This window comes from Shinella sp. WSD5-1 (assembly GCF_963942435.1).
Classification (GTDB): Bacteria; Pseudomonadota; Alphaproteobacteria; order Rhizobiales; family Rhizobiaceae; genus Shinella; species Shinella yambaruensis.
The window spans coordinates 3,358,676-3,374,077 of sequence record NZ_OZ012596.1 but is presented as its reverse complement, the minus strand read 5'-3'; the positions used below and the strand labels follow the sequence as shown (position 1 = coordinate 3,374,077).

General features: G+C 66.7%; 18 protein-coding genes and 1 pseudogene. 9 read left to right on the top strand and 10 right to left on the bottom strand.

The window, feature by feature from the left end:
* Positions 1-12 precede the first annotated feature (12 nt).
* Positions 13-858 carry an aldo/keto reductase gene (locus tag AABQ55_RS16615; RefSeq protein WP_272805793.1) on the bottom strand — a complete coding sequence of 282 codons (846 nt, stop codon included), beginning with the start codon at positions 856-858 and terminating at the stop codon, positions 13-15.
* A gap of 126 nt (positions 859-984) precedes the next feature.
* Between AABQ55_RS16615 and AABQ55_RS16610 the strand changes: the two genes are divergently transcribed.
* From AABQ55_RS16610 to AABQ55_RS16595, 4 genes are read left to right on the top strand one after another with little or no spacing between them, the layout of a single operon-like run.
* Entirely contained in the window at positions 985-1,578 is a 594-nt protein-coding gene (locus tag AABQ55_RS16610; protein WP_244766707.1) for a LysE family translocator, read from the top strand.
* A 40-nt stretch (positions 1,579-1,618) separates the two neighbouring features.
* Entirely contained in the window at positions 1,619-2,248 is a 630-nt protein-coding gene (gene nthA / locus AABQ55_RS16605) for a nitrile hydratase subunit alpha (protein ID WP_272805792.1), read from the top strand.
* Entirely contained in the window at positions 2,245-2,904 is a 660-nt protein-coding gene (nthB, locus tag AABQ55_RS16600) for a nitrile hydratase subunit beta (protein WP_272805791.1), read from the top strand. Before nthA ends, nthB begins: the two co-directional genes overlap by 4 nt.
* The gene (locus AABQ55_RS16595; RefSeq protein WP_272805790.1) at positions 2,891-3,304 is read left to right on the top strand and encodes a nitrile hydratase accessory protein; all 414 of its coding nucleotides are present in this window, start codon (positions 2,891-2,893) and stop codon (positions 3,302-3,304) included. The genes nthB and AABQ55_RS16595 overlap by 14 nt, the downstream gene beginning before the upstream one ends.
* Here AABQ55_RS16595 and AABQ55_RS16590 read toward each other — a convergent pair.
* The gene (locus AABQ55_RS16590; RefSeq protein ID WP_272805789.1) at positions 3,301-4,389 is read right to left on the bottom strand and encodes an AbrB family transcriptional regulator; all 1,089 of its coding nucleotides are present in this window, start codon (positions 4,387-4,389) and stop codon (positions 3,301-3,303) included. The genes AABQ55_RS16595 and AABQ55_RS16590 overlap by 4 nt on opposite strands.
* A gap of 147 nt (positions 4,390-4,536) precedes the next feature.
* On the opposite strand from AABQ55_RS16590, the gene AABQ55_RS16585 reads away from it, so the two are divergent.
* Positions 4,537-5,664, top strand: a complete 1,128-nt coding sequence (locus tag AABQ55_RS16585) for an ATP-dependent DNA helicase (protein WP_244766702.1) — start codon at positions 4,537-4,539, stop codon at positions 5,662-5,664.
* Between the two features lie 79 nt (positions 5,665-5,743).
* On the opposite strand, the gene AABQ55_RS16580 is transcribed toward AABQ55_RS16585, so the two are convergent.
* Together AABQ55_RS16580 and AABQ55_RS16575 are read right to left on the bottom strand one after the other, a co-directional pair.
* On the bottom strand, positions 5,744-6,424 hold the full coding sequence (locus tag AABQ55_RS16580; protein WP_398431854.1) for a MerR family transcriptional regulator: 681 nt from the start codon (positions 6,422-6,424) through the stop codon (positions 5,744-5,746).
* A 324-nt stretch (positions 6,425-6,748) separates the two neighbouring features.
* The gene (locus tag AABQ55_RS16575) at positions 6,749-7,846 is read right to left on the bottom strand and encodes a hypothetical protein (protein ID WP_272805788.1); all 1,098 of its coding nucleotides are present in this window, start codon (positions 7,844-7,846) and stop codon (positions 6,749-6,751) included.
* Between the two features lie 246 nt (positions 7,847-8,092).
* On the opposite strand from AABQ55_RS16575, the gene AABQ55_RS16570 reads away from it, so the two are divergent.
* On the top strand, positions 8,093-8,845 hold the full coding sequence (locus AABQ55_RS16570) for a pyridoxine 5'-phosphate synthase (RefSeq protein WP_272805787.1): 753 nt from the start codon (positions 8,093-8,095) through the stop codon (positions 8,843-8,845).
* Positions 8,846-8,888: 43 nt separating this feature from the next.
* Here AABQ55_RS16570 and AABQ55_RS16565 read toward each other — a convergent pair whose 3' ends face one another.
* On the bottom strand, positions 8,889-9,776 hold the full coding sequence (locus AABQ55_RS16565; RefSeq protein WP_272805786.1) for an SDR family oxidoreductase: 888 nt from the start codon (positions 9,774-9,776) through the stop codon (positions 8,889-8,891).
* A 178-nt stretch (positions 9,777-9,954) separates the two neighbouring features.
* Between AABQ55_RS16565 and AABQ55_RS16560 the strand changes: the two genes are divergently transcribed.
* Positions 9,955-10,362, top strand: coding sequence for a winged helix-turn-helix transcriptional regulator (locus AABQ55_RS16560; protein WP_272805785.1), 408 nt, complete (start codon positions 9,955-9,957; stop codon positions 10,360-10,362).
* 45 nt (positions 10,363-10,407) lie between these two features.
* Positions 10,408-11,652, top strand: coding sequence for an FAD-dependent oxidoreductase (locus tag AABQ55_RS16555; protein WP_272805784.1), 1,245 nt, complete (start codon positions 10,408-10,410; stop codon positions 11,650-11,652).
* On the opposite strand, the gene AABQ55_RS16550 is transcribed toward AABQ55_RS16555, so the two are convergent.
* The 5 genes and pseudogenes from AABQ55_RS16550 to AABQ55_RS16530 all read right to left on the bottom strand — a co-directional run bounded on the left by AABQ55_RS16550 (position 11,594) and on the right by AABQ55_RS16530 (position 14,342).
* A complete protein-coding gene (locus AABQ55_RS16550; protein WP_272805783.1) occupies positions 11,594-12,607 on the bottom strand; it encodes a bifunctional helix-turn-helix transcriptional regulator/GNAT family N-acetyltransferase in 1,014 nt (337 codons plus the stop codon). The genes AABQ55_RS16555 and AABQ55_RS16550 overlap by 59 nt on opposite strands.
* Before the next feature lie 150 nt (positions 12,608-12,757).
* Entirely contained in the window at positions 12,758-12,967 is a 210-nt protein-coding gene (locus AABQ55_RS16545) for a cold-shock protein (protein ID WP_064330432.1), read from the bottom strand.
* Positions 12,968-13,205: 238 nt separating this feature from the next.
* Positions 13,206-13,482: pseudogene (locus tag AABQ55_RS16540) on the bottom strand (DUF4087 domain-containing protein).
* 62 nt (positions 13,483-13,544) lie between these two features.
* Positions 13,545-13,844, bottom strand: coding sequence for a hypothetical protein (locus AABQ55_RS16535; RefSeq protein ID WP_244766694.1), 300 nt, complete (start codon positions 13,842-13,844; stop codon positions 13,545-13,547).
* 117 nt (positions 13,845-13,961) lie between these two features.
* Positions 13,962-14,342 (bottom strand): hypothetical protein, encoded by a 381-nt coding sequence (locus tag AABQ55_RS16530; protein ID WP_244766693.1) that lies wholly within the window; start codon positions 14,340-14,342, stop codon positions 13,962-13,964.
* Between the two features lie 395 nt (positions 14,343-14,737).
* Here AABQ55_RS16530 and AABQ55_RS16525 point away from each other — a divergent pair, with 395 nt between their 5' ends.
* The gene (locus AABQ55_RS16525) at positions 14,738-15,394 is read left to right on the top strand and encodes a TetR/AcrR family transcriptional regulator C-terminal domain-containing protein (RefSeq protein ID WP_272805782.1); all 657 of its coding nucleotides are present in this window, start codon (positions 14,738-14,740) and stop codon (positions 15,392-15,394) included.
* Positions 15,395-15,402: the final 8 nt, after the last annotated feature.

Here is a 15,402-nt window from a genome sequence, read left to right as displayed (position 1 = left end):
TTTTCAGAAGGATCATATCATCTCCAGCGGCCGCTTGCGCGTCGGCGGGGGGAAGGCTTCGTCGAGGAGGCGGAGGTCCTCCGAGGTCAGGCGGATCTCGGCGGCGTGGAAGTTTTCGCGCACCCGGTCCGGCGAGCCGGATTTCGGGATGGCGATGACGCCGGGCCTGGTCAGGAGGAAGGCGAGGGCGACCTGGGCGGAACTCGCCTTGTGGATGCGGCCGATCTCCTCCAGCACCGGATGGCCGACGAGGCGGCCCTCGTCGAGCGGCGAATAGGCCATGATCGGGATGCCCTGCACCTGGCTCCAGCGCAGGAGATCGAACTCGATGCCGCGGCGGGACAGGTTGTAGAGCACCTGGTTGGCGGCGGGGCGGGCGGGCTCGGCGGCGTCGAGCAGTTCCAGCATGTCGTCCTTGTCGAAGTTGGAGACGCCCCAGGCGCCGATCTTGCCCTCAGCCTTCAGCGCCTCGAAGGCCTCGACCGTCTCGGCGAGCGGATGGCGGCCGCGCCAGTGCAGGAGGTAGAGGTCGACATGGTCGGTGCCGAGGCGCTTCAGGCTCGCCTCGCAGGCGGCGATCGTGCCGCTGCGGCTCGCATTGTAGGGCAGCACCTTGCTGACGAGGTACACCGCATCGCGCCGGCCCCGGATCGCCTCGCCGACCACCGTCTCGGCGCCGCCGTCGGCATACATTTCCGCCGTGTCGATCAGCGTCATGCCGAGGTCGATGCCGGCGCGCAGGCTGTTTACCTCCTCGGCCATCGAGGCATCGCCTTCGCCCATGTGCCAGGTGCCGAGGCCGAGGGCCGGCACCTGCCGACCGCCGGGGAGGGTGACTGCCGGTAGTTCCGCTTTCATGTTGCGCTCCGCTTGCATGGGCCATGCATCAGCCATCCAAATTGCATGCATGACAAGAATTGGCTGGTCGTTGCAAGGAGATGGACTATCAATCGGAAAAAACAACCGGGATATTCAGGACCTCCCATGCAGATCGAGATTTTTTTGGCGCTTCTGGTCTTCGCCTTCACCACCTCCATCACCCCCGGCCCGAACAACATGATGCTCTTCGCCTCCGGCGTGAACTTCGGTTTCGTGCGCACGATCCCGCATATGTGCGGCATCGGCGTCGGTTTCCTCGTGCTGCTGCTTGCCGTCGGCTTCGGGCTCGGCGCGCTCCTGGAGGCCGTGCCGCTGGTCTATACGCTGCTGAAGTTCGCGGGCGGCGCCTACCTCATCTGGATCGCCTGGAAGATCGGCACGTCGCGCTCGCTTGGCGAAGGCAAGACGGGGGCGCGGCCGATGAGCTTCCTTGAAGCCGCCGCCTTCCAGTGGGTCAATCCGAAGGCCTGGGTCATGGCCGTCTCCGCCATGGCGACCTATACGAACGCGGCGAACTACACGATGAGCGTGCTGATCGTCGGCATCGCCTTCGCCATCGTCAACTTCCCCAGCGTCTCCACCTGGGCCGGCTTCGGCTCGGCGCTGCGCCAGTGGCTCTCCGATCCGGTGCGGCTGAAATGGTTCAACATCACCATGGCCCTGCTGCTCGTCGCAAGCCTCTGGCCGATGCTGCGCTAGACGCGTAAAAGGAAGGCCGGACCGGAGCGCAGGGACTGCCATGCACATGCATGACCACGACGACGATCATCATCACGACAACCATTTTTCGCCGATGGAAGCGCGCGTGCGCGCGCTCGAAACCATCCTGACGGAGAAGGGCCTGATCGATCCGGAGGCCATCGACGTCATCGTGGAGACCTACGAGACGAAGATCGGCCCGCGCAACGGCGCGCGCGTCGTCGCCAAGGCCTGGGCGGAGCCGGATTTTGCCGCCTGGCTGAAGCAGGATGCGACGGCGGCGATCGCCAGCCTCGGTTATACCGGCCGGCAGGGCGAGCATATGCGGGCGGTGTTCAACGACGGCGAGACGCACAACCTCGTCGTCTGCACGCTCTGCTCCTGTTATCCCTGGTCCGTGCTCGGCCTGCCGCCCGTCTGGTACAAGGCGCCGGCCTATCGCGCGCGCGCCGTGATGGACCCGCGCGGCGTGCTGGCGGAATTCGGCGTCACGCTGCCGGCCGACCGGAAGATCCGCGTGTGGGATTCGACGGCGGAGCTGCGTTATCTCGTCGTGCCGGAGCGGCCGGCGGGCAGCGAGGGGCTCGACCAGGAAGCGCTCGCCGATCTCGTGACGCGCGATGCCATGATCGGCACCGGGCTGGCGCTTTCTCCCGAGGCGCGGGCATGAACGGGCCGCACGATCTCGGCGGCCTGCACGGTTTCGGCCCCGTCGCGCCGGAGGTTAACGAGCCGTATTTCCATGCCGAGTGGGAAAAGCGGGCGCTCGGCGTGACGCTTTCCTGCGGCGCCTTCGGCGCCTGGACCATCGACGAAAGCCGCCATGCGCGGGAAAACATCCCGCCGGCCACCTACCTTGCCGCGAGCTATTACGAGATCTGGATCCGGGCGCTGGAAACGCTTCTGCAGCGCCACGGCTTCGTCAGCGGGGCGGAGCTTGCCGAGGGCCGGATGCTGGAGAAGGGCGCGACGCCGAAGCGCGTGCTGACGGCGCAGATGGTGCCGGCCATTCTTGCGAGGGGCGGGCCATGCGACCGGCCGGTCGACACGGCGCCGCGGTTTGCCGCCGGCGCGCGCGTGCGCACCCGCAATGTCAATCCGGCGACGCATACCCGCCTGCCGCGCTACGCCCGCGGCAAGGTCGGCGTGGTCGAGACCGTGCAGGGCTCCTTCGTCTTTCCGGACGACAGCGCGCACGGCAAGGGCGAGAACCCGCAATGGGTCTATACCGTCGTCTTCGACGGGGCGGAGATTTGGGGCGAGGGGGCCGCGCCCGGCCTTACCGTCTCGATCGATGCCTGGGAGAGCTATCTTGAGCCGGTGTGAGACGCCGGCCGATTCGCCCGGCCTGCCGAAATCCCGGGAAGGCGACCCGGTCTTCGCCGAACCCTGGCAGGCGCAGGCCTTCGCGATGACGGTGCGCCTCCACGAACGGGGCGTCTTCACCTGGGGCGAGTGGGCCGAGGCCTTGTCGCGCGAGGTTCACCGGCCCGCAAGGGCGGCCGATGGTGCCGATTATTTCGACTGCTGGGTTGCCGCGCTGTCCTCGCTGCTGGCTGTCCGTGGCGTTGCGAGCGAGGCGGAGCAGGCCGCGCTGTCCGACCGCTGGGCGCGCGCCGCCGAGGCGACGCCGCATGGAAAACCCATCCGTCTTGAAAACGCGATGGACCAGGACCAATGGCCTTTCGGTTCATGCCGGCCTGGGCTGGATGTCGATCGATCCTAAGCCCGATCGGCGACGAATCGCGCAAGCCACGGGCCGAACAGGGTCACCAGGATGAGCCGGGCCGTCTGCAGCGTCATGACGAAGGCGACGTCGACCTTGCTGGAGGCGGCGATGACGGCGATGGAATCGAGGCCGCCGGGGCTGGTCGAGAGATAGGCCGTCAGCGGGTCGATGCCGAGGAGAAGGATCAGCAGGCCGGCAAGCAGGCCGGAAAAGCTGATCAGCGCGAGGATGGAAAGCACCGTCGGCAGGAGCGCCCGGCGCGCATGCAGGAGGATGGCGCGGGTGAAGCCGAGGCCGATGTTCCAGCCGAGCAGCGTGAAGGCGACGACGAGCAGCCATTGCGGCAGCTCGATGCTGATGGCGCCGGAGGCATTGAGCACGGCGGCCAGGGCGAACGGCACCAGGAAGGCACCAGCCGGGATGCGCAGCTTCTGGCCGGCGAGGCCGCTGACGATGCCGACCGCCAGTATCAGGACGAGCGGCGGCAGCGGCACCGGCTCGAACCAGGCATGCGGCGGCACCGCCGCGCCGTCGTGCCCGCCGAAATGGGCGACGAGCGTGGCAAGGCTGGCAACGAAGACGACGCGCAGATATTGCATGAAGGCGACAAGCCGGGCATCGGCGCCGTAGGCTTCCGCCATCATCATCATGGTCGAGGCGGCGCCGGCGGAGGAGCCCCAGATCGCCGTCGTGCCGGGCAGGATGCCGGTGCGCGTGATCAGCCAGCCGCACAGCGTGCTCATGCTGATGACGGAGACCACGACGAACAGCATCAGCGGCCAGTTGCGCTGGAAGGTGCCGAGGAAATCCTCGGAGACCGTGGTGGCGATCATCAGCGCCAGCACGACCTGGACGAAGAAGAAGAAGATGCGCGGCAGGCGGATCGTTCCCCCGCCCAGCGCCACGGCGATGCCGGCCAGCATCGGTCCCATCAGCAGGGCGGCGGGAAAGCCCCCGAATTCCAGCGGCACCGTGATGACGACCGAGAGCGCGCCGACCGCAAACCATTGCAGGAGGGCGGGCAGCCTGCCGAATCCCGCGGGCGGGACGGTGCTCTTCGAGGGAGGGGAGGCGCGGGACAAGGATCGCTCCGGAAAACTGCGCCCTCAATAGCGCGGCAGGGCGTCGGCGAACAGGGGAAAATCGCCCGGGCGCCGAATCCGTCCGCCAGCCCGCGAAACGGCCACGTCCCCCTTGCCTCGCGGCGCCGAATCCTGCCAAGTCCGGTCATGGAATTTGCACCCCAACAGGATGACGCGCTGAAGGCCGTCGCGCGGTGGCTGAAGGACGGGCGCGAGCCGTTGTTCCGCCTGTTCGGCTATGCCGGCACCGGCAAGACGACGCTTGCCCGCCACTTTGCGGAGAATGTCGACGGCGAGGTGCTGTTCGCCGCCTTCACCGGCAAGGCCGCCCAGGTGCTGCGCTCCAAGGGCGCGACCAACGCCAAGACGATCCACTCGCTGATCTACCGTCCGCGCGGGGAAGAGGAGGTGGCGGACGAGGAGACGGGCAAGACCTCGGTCTCGCCGATGTTCTCCATCAACCGCCAGAGCCCGGTCGCCAAGGCCGCCCTCGTCGTCGTCGACGAATGCTCGATGGTCGACGAGGCGCTCGGCAAGGACCTGATGAGCTTCGGCACGCCGATCCTCGTGCTCGGCGATCCCGGCCAGCTGCCGCCCGTTTCCGGCGGCGGCTATTTCACCAACCAGGAGCCGGACTATCTGTTGACGGACATCCACCGGCAGGCACGCGACAATCCGATCATCCAGCTCGCCATGCAGGTGCGCGAGGGCAGCGACATCGCCTATGGCGACTATGGCGCCGCGCGCGTCATCGGCCGCAACGAGGTGGACCAGACGCTCGTGCTCGATGCCGACCAGGTGCTCGTCGGCACGAACCGGACGCGGCGGCGCTACAACCAGCGCCTGCGCGAGCTGAAGGGCTTTACCACCGACTATCCGCAATCCGGCGACAAGCTGGTGTGCCTGCGCAACGACCCGGCCAAGGGCCTGCTCAACGGCTCGCTCTGGCAGGTGATGAGCTCGTCCAAGGAGACGGTGAAGCCCGGCATCAACCTGATGATCCGGCCGGAGGACGACGACATGGATCGCGGCGCGGCCAAGATCAAGCTCCTGAAGGCCGCCTTCGAGAATCTCGACGAGGAAATCCCCTGGTCGACGCGCAAGCGCTATGACGAGTTCGATTTCGGCTATGCGCTGACCGTGCACAAGGCGCAGGGCTCGCAGTGGAACAATGTCGTGCTGTTCGATGAAAGTTTTGCTTTCCGCGACACGCGCGAACGCTGGCTCTACACCGCCATTACGCGCGCCGCGGAAACGCTCACCGTCGTGCGATAGACAGGACCCGCGCGACGGACCGCTTTTCAGGAAGCGGATGGAAGGGGCCGGTCGTCATGTCCGGCCCGTCTCGCCGGTCTCAGTGACCGACGATGCCGAGCATGACCGCCTTGGCGACGGCCTGGAAACGGTTGTTGCTGTCGAACTTGGCGATGATGTTCTTTTCCATCACCTGCACTTCGCCGGGCTCGATCTCGAGCGCGCGGGCAATGCGGCTCGTCGGGTAGCCTTCCGCCATCAGGGCGAGGCAGCGCAGTTCGGCCGGCGTCAGGTGGGCGCGGGGCGTGTTGTCGTTCGTCTCCGGTTCGTGGGCGGAGCTGAAGTCGAGCAGTTCGCTGATCTGCTGCATCTGACGGCGAATCGTCGACTGCTGCGCCACCAGTTCGCGCTTGCGGGCGGTCATGGCGTTGCGGAAGACGCCGTCGGCCTCCTCCTGGCTTTCGGCGGCGGAAAGGCGTTCCAGCAGTTCCTGGATCACCGCGACCGGCATGCCCGTCTCGCGACAGGTGTTGACCACCGCCATCTGCTGGATCTCATCCGGGCCGTAGACCCGCATGGGGCCGACGCGGGCCGCGGTCAAAAGGCCCTTCTCCTCGTAGAAATGCAGCGTGCGATGGGTCACGCCGAAGGCGTTGGCCATGTCCGCAATGGCAAGGCGTCCTTCGGGCAGGTTCTCCGGCAGGGGCGCGATTGGCAGAAAACGGATGGATTTGCGCGCGCCCGAGCGGCTGTCGGCCTTCTTCGACTCATTGGTCATCATGAAAGCAGCCCGCAAGAAGTAGATTGGTCATGTGCTTAACCCCCGGTCGCCGGCCCATGACCAGCCTCCCTGCGAAGGCTGGATGACGCGCCGGCGGACAATGCCCTTCACCGCTTCGCCGGCTGTGCATGCCGATGAAACTGTATGCGATCGTGCAGGGATTCCAGATTCCGTTCGCGACTCGATTGTGCGGAATCCTGAATCCGAGCGGCACACACTACCAATCCGCCCTGCATCATAAAATAAACCCAAGGGAGGGGCGTGCCTATCGTTATATCTAGGGATGTATTTTCTGGCGCCGCCTGCCGGTTGGATGCGGGAGCCTCAGCGCGTCAGGGTGGTGACGGGGCTCTCCGCCGGCGAGACCCCGGCCAGCGTCGCCGGCGCCAGGTTGCAGGCGATCGGCTCACCGGCACCGGGTGTTCCGCGCGGCGGGTCCTGCTCCGCCTGCGCGAGACATTCCATGAGGCTGCTGGCCGTTCCCGTGCGCATGGCATGGCGATAGAGCGGGCCGGTGGCCGTGAGGGCGCGGGCGGCGAAAGCGACCGCCTCATAGGCAAGGCCGCCTTCGCTGCGGAGCTGTTCGTGTGAAAAATGGCGGGTGAAAACCGTGGTCCCGGACGGTTCGTGGATCAGCCGGGCGTAAACGCCGTGTCCGTTCGGACGGTTCTCGATGCGAAGGGCGTAGGAGAGCGCGTGCGGTTCCGGCGCTTCGCGCAAATCGACGAGGTGCACGGTCCTGTGGTAGCCGGCGGAGCCGGCGATGGCGCGGGCCAGCGCATTGCATTCGCCGCCCGATGGCCAGCATTGCAGGATGTGGAGGCTCGGCAGCGCCTGGGCGAGGCCGGCAAGCTTGTTCTGCACCGACAGCGCCAGCTGCGCCTTGGCGATCGCCGCGCTGGAGGCATCCGGGTAGATGGAAGGGGCAAGGAAGAACAGCGGCAGCAGCGAGAAAAGGGCGAGCGGCGAGGAGACCGGCGCGGGGAGCCAGGAGCGACGCACTTCCGGCTTGTGCCGCGCGGCCCGTACCGTGGGCGGCGGCATGGCGGAGGCGTCGTCCACCGCTTCCGGCTCGTCCTCGGCGGCGCTGTATTCCGGAACGTAGCTGCCGAGCGGCACGCGGATGCGCAGGCGGTCGCCTGCGCCTTCCGTCTCGTAGTACTGCTCCAGCAGTTTCCTGAGCTTGCCGGCCTGGACGCGCACGAGCGGGTCGTTGCCGGCGTCGAAACCCGGCGGCCGGCCGAAGACGTCGATGCCGATGCTGTAGCCCTTGAGCTGGGCGGCTTTGCCGGAGAGCTCGCTTTCGACGATATAGGAAAGGAACGAGCGCAACCGCCCGGAGCGGGCGAAGGCCTCGCTCGTGATGATGGCATCAAGCGCACGCCGCACACGTTCGCACGCCGGCCTGTCGGTCCTGCTCATGGTGTCGCCACAGAGGAGACCATCGCTGCTGCCCGATTTCCTTCCCGTTCCCCAAGACGGGACGCCGACCCGGCATCCCCTAAAATCATCGGGATTCTACCGGTGATTCTTGCGCAACGGCAAGGGGGCATGCACAGGCTCCCGCCACAAAGCCGCAAGGCGCCGGCCTGCGGCCGCCTTGCGGCGATTGCCCTTGTGGAAACAACAGGCTAGAGCTTGTGGCCTGCAAGAGGAGTTTGCGTCGCCATGCCTGCGAAACTGTCGGTCAATCTCAATGCCATTGCCATGCTGCGCAACCGGCGGGACCTGCCCTGGCCGAGCGTCACCGGCCTTGGCCGGATCGCCCTTCAGGCAGGCGCGAGCGGCCTTACCGTGCATCCGCGGCCGGACCAGCGCCATATCCGCTTTTCCGATCTCGCGCCGATCCGCAGCCTCATCGACACCGAGTTTTCCGGCACGGAATTCAACATCGAGGGCTTTCCGGAAGAGGGCTTCATGCGGCTCGTCGAGGAGCATCGCCCCGAGCAGGTGACGCTCGTGCCCGACGATCCCTCCCAGGCGACCTCCGACCACGGCTGGGACTTCCGCGAGAACCATAATCTCCTCGGCAACATCGTCGGCCGGCTGAAGAAGCTGGGGCTGCGCGTCTCGGTCTTTGCCGATGGCGATCCCGACCGTGAGGCGTTGACCATCGCGAAGGAGGTCGGCGCGGACCGGATCGAGCTCTACACCGGCCCCTATGGCGGCTGCTACGACGATCCGGCCGAGGCGGCGCGGATCGTCGAACGACTTGGCGAGACGGCGGATATCGCCTTCGAGCTCGGCCTCGACGTCAATGCCGGCCATGACCTGACGGTCGCCAACCTGCCGGCGATCGTCGCGCGCATCCCGCGTCTTGCCGAAGTGTCGATCGGGCATGGCCTGACCGCCGACGCGCTGGAACATGGCATGGCGGAGACCGTGCGGCGCTTCTGCCGCGCCTGCGGCCAGGACGTCTGACAGGCCTTGCGGCGCCCGTTCGAGCGCCGCACCTTGAATGGCATCAACCGAGAAACGCGGCCTTGTTCGCGGCGACGAAGTCCTCGAAGGCTGTCGGCGCACGGCCGGAAAGCGCCTCGGCGTCTTCCGTCACCATCGCGATCCTGCCTTCGCGCGTGTTGGCGTCGAAGGAGACGATGGTCGGCACGAAGCCTTCCGGCAGGCCTGCGGCCTTCAGCCCCTCGGCAAGCTGGGCATCCGTGACATGCACGACGGCAAGCGGCTTGCCGGTCGCTGCGGAGACGATGGCGGCGATCTCCTCGGCCGTGTGCGTCTTCGGGCCGGTCAGCGTGTAGGTGCGGCTCTCGTTGCCGGCCTTCAGCACGGCGCCGGCAAGGGCGGCGGCGGTGTCGGCGCGGGTGATGTGGGCGATCCTGCCCGCACCGGACGAGGTGTACCAGGAGCCCGTCTGCAGCGCATGCGGCAACGACATGAAGAGGTTTTCCGCATACCAGCCGTCGCGCAGGATGGTGTAGGGGATGCCGGTCGCCTTGATCGCCTCTTCGCTGCCGAGATGATCGGGGGCGAAGGTGACGAGTGAATTGTCCGGCTGCGGCATCGACGTATAGAGGATGTGCTTCGCACCCGCCCTGGCGGCGGCGGCGATGGCGGCCTTGTGCTGGGCGAGGCGCTTGCCGGGCGTGTCGAGCGCGTCGGTGGAGATGATCAGCACCTTGCCGGCGCCGGCGAAGGCCGCGTCGAGCGAGGCCGGATCGTCGAAATCGGCGGCGCGCACGGTGACGCCCTTGTCGGCATAGGCGGCGAGCTTCGAGACGTCGCGGGTCGTGGCGATGATGTTGGCGGGCGCGAGCTTGCCGGAGGCGAGGAGCGCGTCGATAACGAGGCGGCCGAGCTGGCCGGAGGCGCCGGTAACGAGAACTGTGTCGGTCATGTTTTGCCTTTCTGGGCCTTTCTGGGCCCTTGCGGACCGTTCCTGCAGGCGTGGCGGGGAGGCGCCCTGGTCCTGCTGCGCGTTGGTCTCTAATTGAGACTTGCTCTTATCTGGTAATCTGATAGGAGCTGTAAAGAAGGCAGTTTTTTCTGCGGTGGTTACCTGGAGGGAACCGGCCATGAACAGGATCGTCGACCGTGCCGAGGGTGAGCGCGTCATTCTCATCGACGGCGTCGCCATGTCGATGGACGATTGTCCGGTGCGCGACGTGCTGGACAGCGTCGGCGGCAAGTGGACGTCGCTGATGATTCTCGGCCTTGCCGATGGGCCGCGCCGCTTTTCGCAGCTGCGCCGCTTCATCCCCGACATTTCGCAGCGCATGCTGACCCAGACGCTGCGCGACCTGCAGCGCGACGGCTATCTGACGCGCACCGTCTATCCCACCCAGCCGCCGAGCGTCGAATATTGCCTGACGCCGCTCGGCCATTCCTTCCTTGCTCTTCTGCGCTCCCTCGTGCAGTGGTCTAGCGAGAACCATGCCGCGATCCGGGCCGCCCGACAGGCCTACGACGCGGTAAAGGACTGACGCTCCGGCCGCTGGGCTCCGGAGCCGCATGCAGGGAAGGCGGCCATGAAGCCACTCGATATCGGTATCGCCGGCGCCGGGCCCGCGGGGCTTGCGGCGGCGCTGTTCCTGTCGCGCGCCGGCCACCGGGTGGAGCTGATCGAACGCTTCGAGCAGCCGTCCCCCGTCGGTTCCGGCCTGCTGATGCAGCCGACCGGGCTCACCGTGCTCGATGCGCTCGGCCTTTCCCCGGCCATTCATGCGCTGGGCAACCGCATCGACCGGCTGCATGGGGCCGACGCGCGGAGCGGGCGGACGGTGCTCGACGTGCGCTACGATGCGCTGGCCGGCGGCCGCTATGGCCTTGCCGTGCATCGGGCGGCGCTCTTTGCCACCCTGCATGATGCGGTGGCGGCCGTGGGCCTGCCCATCCGCACCGGCATCACGCTCGCCAAGGCCGAGACGCGGCAGGCGCGCACCGCCCTGCACGATCCAGAGGGCGAGATCGTCGGCGACTACGACCTGGTGGTTGACGCGACGGGCGCCCGTTCCCAGCTTGCCGCCGCGTCCGTCGTCGCGCCCGCTGTGCGCGAACTGCCCTGGGGCGCCTTCTGGGCGACGCTCGATTGCGACGGCATACCGCACGATGCGCAGGCGCTCGCGCAACGCTACGACGCGGCGAAGGTGATGATCGGCGTGCTGCCGGTCGGCCGGGCCCATGCGGGCGAGGGGCGCAAGGTCGCCTTTTTCTGGAGTCTCAAGGCGGCGGATGCGGGCGCGGTGCAGCAGGCCGGCCTCCAGCGCTGGAAGGGGCGCATCCTCGACTACTGGCCCGAGACCGCGCCCTTCCTCGACCAGATCACGGACTGGGACCAGCTGACGCTCGCCCGCTATGCCCACCGCACCACGCTGCCGCCCGTGGCGGACGGCATCGCCTTCATCGGCGACAGCGCCCATTCGACCAGCCCGCAGCTCGGGCAGGGGGCGAACATGGCGCTGCTCGATGCGGCGGCGCTGGCGCATGCCCTGTCCACGGCCGCCTCCCTGGAGGAAGGGCTGGCGGCCTATGCGGCCGCCCGGCGCAACCATGTCCGGCTGTTCCAGCTGCTCTCCTACGTCTTCACGCCCTTCTACCAGTCGGATTCGCGGGCGATCGCCTGGCTGCGCGACCGGCTTGTGGCGACCGTCGCGAAAATCCCGCCGGCACCGCAGGTCCTTGCGGCGATCGTCTCCGGCACGCTTGTCGATCCGTTCATACGGGCCGGGCTTCAGGAGTGCCGCTGGCTGGAGCGCGCGCTGCAGGAGGCGTGAGCGGTTCCTGCCAGCCGGCAAGGTCGAGCGCCCAGGTCTGCCCCACGAGGTCCTGGCCGAAGCTGTGGTGCGTCTCCTCCTTCTCCAGCGTGAAGCCGGCGGCCTGGTAGATGCGGCGGGCGGCAGTCAGGATGTCGTTCGTCCAGAGCTCCAGCCGCCTGTAGCCGGCGTCTTGCGCAAAGCGGATGCACGCCGTCACCAGGCGGGTGCCGAGGCCATGGCCGCGCGCGGCCTCGGCGACATGCAGCAGGCGCAGCCTGGCCACCGTCTCGCTGGCCTTCACCAAGAAGATGCTGCCGACGAGCGCGCCGTTCTGTTCGGCGATCCAGCAGTGCTCGCGGGCCGGATCGAAGTCGCGCAGGAATTTCGCGCAGATCTCGGCGACGAGCGCCTCGTATTCCTCGTTCCAGCCGTAGCTTTCCGCATAGCTTTGGGCCTGGCTGGCGATCACCCTGCCCATGTCGCCGACCCGGTGGGGGCGGATCCGGATCGGGCTTGAAGGCTCCTGCCCGGCAAGGAGGGCCGTGACGGCGCTGAGCGCCGCCGTCAGCCTGTGTCGCGCCGCTGCGTCGAGCGGCTCGATGAGCGTCGCGATGCTTTCCCGCGACCGCGTGGCGAGGTCGGCGGCGACCGCCCGGCCGCTCTCCGTCAGGCTCAGCAGCCGTCCGCGGCCATCGGCCGGGTCCTGGCGGATGTCGACCATGCCCGCCCCCGCGAAACGTTTCAGCATGCGGCTGACATAGGCGGGGTCGAGCGACAGTTCCGTCGTCAGTTGCGAGGCGGCGGTGGCGCCGCCATTGGCGAGTTCGTAGATGACGCGCGCTTCCGTCAGCGTATAGGGCGTGTCGAGATAGGCACGGTCGAGCACGCCGATGCGGTTGGTGTAGAAGCGGTTGAAGGCGCGGACCGCTTCGATCGTGTCCGCACCGGGTTCCTCAGGGGCAATGGCCGTCATGATGATCTCCTTCGATCATCATCGTCGCCATTTATTTGACTGAGTCAAGTAATTTGCGTCGCTGCCGTTGCATGGCCAAGTGTGCGAGGGGCGGACGCAAAAAAGGCCGGATCGCTCCGGCCTTTCCGATTTCAATGCTGTCGCGGCCGATCAGGCTGCGACGAGCTGGTCAGCCGACATCTTGCCGGACTTGCGGTCGCGGACCAGCTCGAAGCTGACCTTCTGACCTTCGTTGAGCGCTGCGAGGCCAGCGCGCTGAACGGCGGAGATGTGGACGAAAACGTCCGGCTCACCGCTGTCCTGCTGAATGAAGCCGTAACCCTTGGTCGTGTTGAACCACTTTACGGTACCAGTTGCCATGACGAAACCTTTCCTAAGCCGTCAAATCAATCTTCGGTCGCCGGGACGGCAACCATGGGAGGTCGAATTTGAAGGGTAGGTTCGTAACTGCAGGCGCAAGCGCCTGCAAATGCAGAAGTCAACGTTCAAATCTCGATGCGGGAGAAATAAGTGGTTCGGTGCTCCGGGTCAAGATGCGCGCGGCCCGGATCGCCTACGGTTTTCATTCGACCGCCGGCAGCGCCGTATCGTTCGCGCATTACGAGATCGGCAGTTGCCGGACGCTGTGAATGGCGGTGATCCGGCCCTCCGCGGCATCGGTCTCCACCATCATGCAGGCGCAGGCATAGCCGTAATTGCCGTTGGTGCGCACATAGTCGCCGGCGGAAATGTCGGGGGATACGGTCGAAGCCGGCGGGCTCGTTGCCGGCGCCCTGCGTCATCAGTGTCCAGGTCCCCTCGCTGTCGTCGAGCCACCAGTTGGCGGGTGTCGGGTTCTGCAGCCAGCCGCAGCGGGTTTCGGCCGCTTCGGCCATGGCGACGGTGGCCGCCAGGGCAAGCAGGGCAAAAAGGGATCGGCTTCCTCATCGTCGCACCCTCAGTTCCCGATCTTCTTGCAGTGGAACGTGTCGCCGCTGGCCTCGGAGGCCCAGTCCATCCCGCTGTCGGTGATGTTGGCAAGGCCGATGCGATAGTCGTCGGCGAAGGTCAGGATGTAGGCGCCGCCGTCCTGCTCGCTTTTCAGGATGGGCATCGGCCCTTCGCCCGAATCATAGGTGTCGGCGGTGAAGGTGAAGGTCGAGACCTCGCAATCCCAGGTGCCGACATAGGGCGGCTCTCCGGCGGCGTGGACGGGCAGGGCGGAAAGAAGCAGGATGGACGCAAGGAGACGAAGCATGGCGGGATCCGTCGCAGGAGGGCAGGCGAAGCTTTAACGCGCAGCGCCTGCCCCTTATTCGCGGGGCCGTCGGGCCATGCCAAGAAAGGTCCCGTTCTGGACGGGACCTCTTGAGAATCAGGCCGGGCGGCGCTTGTCGACCCGGTGATGATCGAGGAAGGCGGCGATGGCGGCCTCGCCGCACAGGCGACGCTGCTCGACAAGGGCGCCGGCAAGATGGGCGGCATCGCCGAAGGTGCCGATCTCCGTCTCGGCCGTCGCCGGATTGCGGGCAAGCGTGTCGGAAACGATGTCCGCCAGGGTACGCGGCAGGATATCGGTGCACGCCCGCATGCTTTCGAAAACGATGCTTATCGGGATGATCTGGTCCTCGTAGATCACCATCGGTTCGGCGCGTTCGTCTTCCCACGCGTCGAGCGCCTCGAGGGCGGCGCCGAACAGCTGCTGCAGAGTGATGGGCGCATGTCCTTCGTGAAGGTCTGGCAGGAAATTCATCATCTTCTGTCTCCTTGGCGTAAGGGCGATTGGCTTCATACTCCTGACTGAGAGCCCCGATGCCGGCGTGCCGACGCGCGATGCGAACGGCCTGCTGCACCGCAGGTCTCACAAATCTTAACAAGCGGAAACGGATTGGGAAGCGAAAAATTTTGTGCCGGGCAGGCCCTCTGTCCGTTTGGCGTAGAGTTATGTTTCAAATCAGCGACATAGCGGAAAGAAAATTTCCGCCTCATTGTGCATTGCAGCGATTATTGCATGTCGCATGGCCCGGCCTGGAAAGAGATTCGGCACGGCAAATCACTTCTCTTTCATTCGTTGGAAGAAGGCTGTTGACCGGCCATGCGGAGATCGCTAGAAGGTTGCCGAACCGTACGGTACGGTACGCAAACGGATGGATGATCGTCTTGCAGGTGTTCGAACAGGCAAAAGCGGGGGCTGCGGCCGCGGGACTGACGGAACGTCAGGGCGCGGTGCTGGAGCGTGCGCTCGGCCTGCTCGTGGAGGGCGGCGAGCGGGCGCTGACGACGGCTGGCGTGGCGCGCGCGGCGAACTGTTCGAAGGAAAGCCTCTACAAGTGGTTCGGCGACCGCGACGGGCTGATCTCGGCGATGATCACCTACCAGGCCGGCAAGGTGCGCACGGTCGAGGTGAGCGCGGGCGCACTGACGGCCGAGACGCTGCGCAAGCATCTCCTCGCTTTTGCCCGCGACCTGATCGACGTGCTTTCCGGCGATGTGTCGCTGGCGCTGAACCGCCTTGCCATCGGCCAGGCGAGCCGCGAGGGCGCCGGTCTCGGCCGCCTCTTGCAGGAGCGCGGCCGCCGGCAGATCAGCAGGCGCGCCGCTGCCCTCCTGGAGGCGGGCCGCAAGGCGAAGCTGCTTGCCTTCGACGGTGCGGACGAGGCATACGGCACGCTCTACGGCCTGATCGTCTCCGACATGCACCTGCGCATGCTGCTCGGCGAGAATGCCGCAGCGCTCAAGAATGAATTCTCGCCCCGCGCGGAGAAGGCGGTCGATGCCTTCCTGACGCTTTACGGCGCGAAAGGATAAGCCGGCAG

Coding starts and splice junctions, on each gene's coding strand:
- AABQ55_RS16555 (WP_272805784.1), top strand. CDS start 10,408: ATGAAGCCACTCGATATCGGTATCGCCGGCGCCGGGCCCGCGGGGCTT.
- AABQ55_RS16560 (WP_272805785.1), top strand. CDS start 9,955: ATGAACAGGATCGTCGACCGTGCCGAGGGTGAGCGCGTCATTCTCATC.
- AABQ55_RS16615 (WP_272805793.1), bottom strand. CDS start 858: ATGAAAGCGGAACTACCGGCAGTCACCCTCCCCGGCGGTCGGCAGGTG.
- AABQ55_RS16585 (WP_244766702.1), top strand. CDS start 4,537: ATGGAATTTGCACCCCAACAGGATGACGCGCTGAAGGCCGTCGCGCGG.
- AABQ55_RS16530 (WP_244766693.1), bottom strand. CDS start 14,342: ATGATGAATTTCCTGCCAGACCTTCACGAAGGACATGCGCCCATCACT.
- AABQ55_RS16610 (WP_244766707.1), top strand. CDS start 985: ATGCAGATCGAGATTTTTTTGGCGCTTCTGGTCTTCGCCTTCACCACC.
- AABQ55_RS16550 (WP_272805783.1), bottom strand. CDS start 12,607: ATGACGGCCATTGCCCCTGAGGAACCCGGTGCGGACACGATCGAAGCG.
- AABQ55_RS16580 (WP_398431854.1), bottom strand. CDS start 6,424: ATGATGACCAATGAGTCGAAGAAGGCCGACAGCCGCTCGGGCGCGCGC.
- AABQ55_RS16565 (WP_272805786.1), bottom strand. CDS start 9,776: ATGACCGACACAGTTCTCGTTACCGGCGCCTCCGGCCAGCTCGGCCGC.
- nthA (WP_272805792.1), top strand. CDS start 1,619: ATGCACATGCATGACCACGACGACGATCATCATCACGACAACCATTTT.
- AABQ55_RS16525 (WP_272805782.1), top strand. CDS start 14,738: ATGATCGTCTTGCAGGTGTTCGAACAGGCAAAAGCGGGGGCTGCGGCC.
- AABQ55_RS16535 (WP_244766694.1), bottom strand. CDS start 13,844: ATGCTTCGTCTCCTTGCGTCCATCCTGCTTCTTTCCGCCCTGCCCGTC.
- nthB (WP_272805791.1), top strand. CDS start 2,245: ATGAACGGGCCGCACGATCTCGGCGGCCTGCACGGTTTCGGCCCCGTC.
- AABQ55_RS16575 (WP_272805788.1), bottom strand. CDS start 7,846: ATGAGCAGGACCGACAGGCCGGCGTGCGAACGTGTGCGGCGTGCGCTT.
- AABQ55_RS16545 (WP_064330432.1), bottom strand. CDS start 12,967: ATGGCAACTGGTACCGTAAAGTGGTTCAACACGACCAAGGGTTACGGC.
- AABQ55_RS16570 (WP_272805787.1), top strand. CDS start 8,093: ATGCCTGCGAAACTGTCGGTCAATCTCAATGCCATTGCCATGCTGCGC.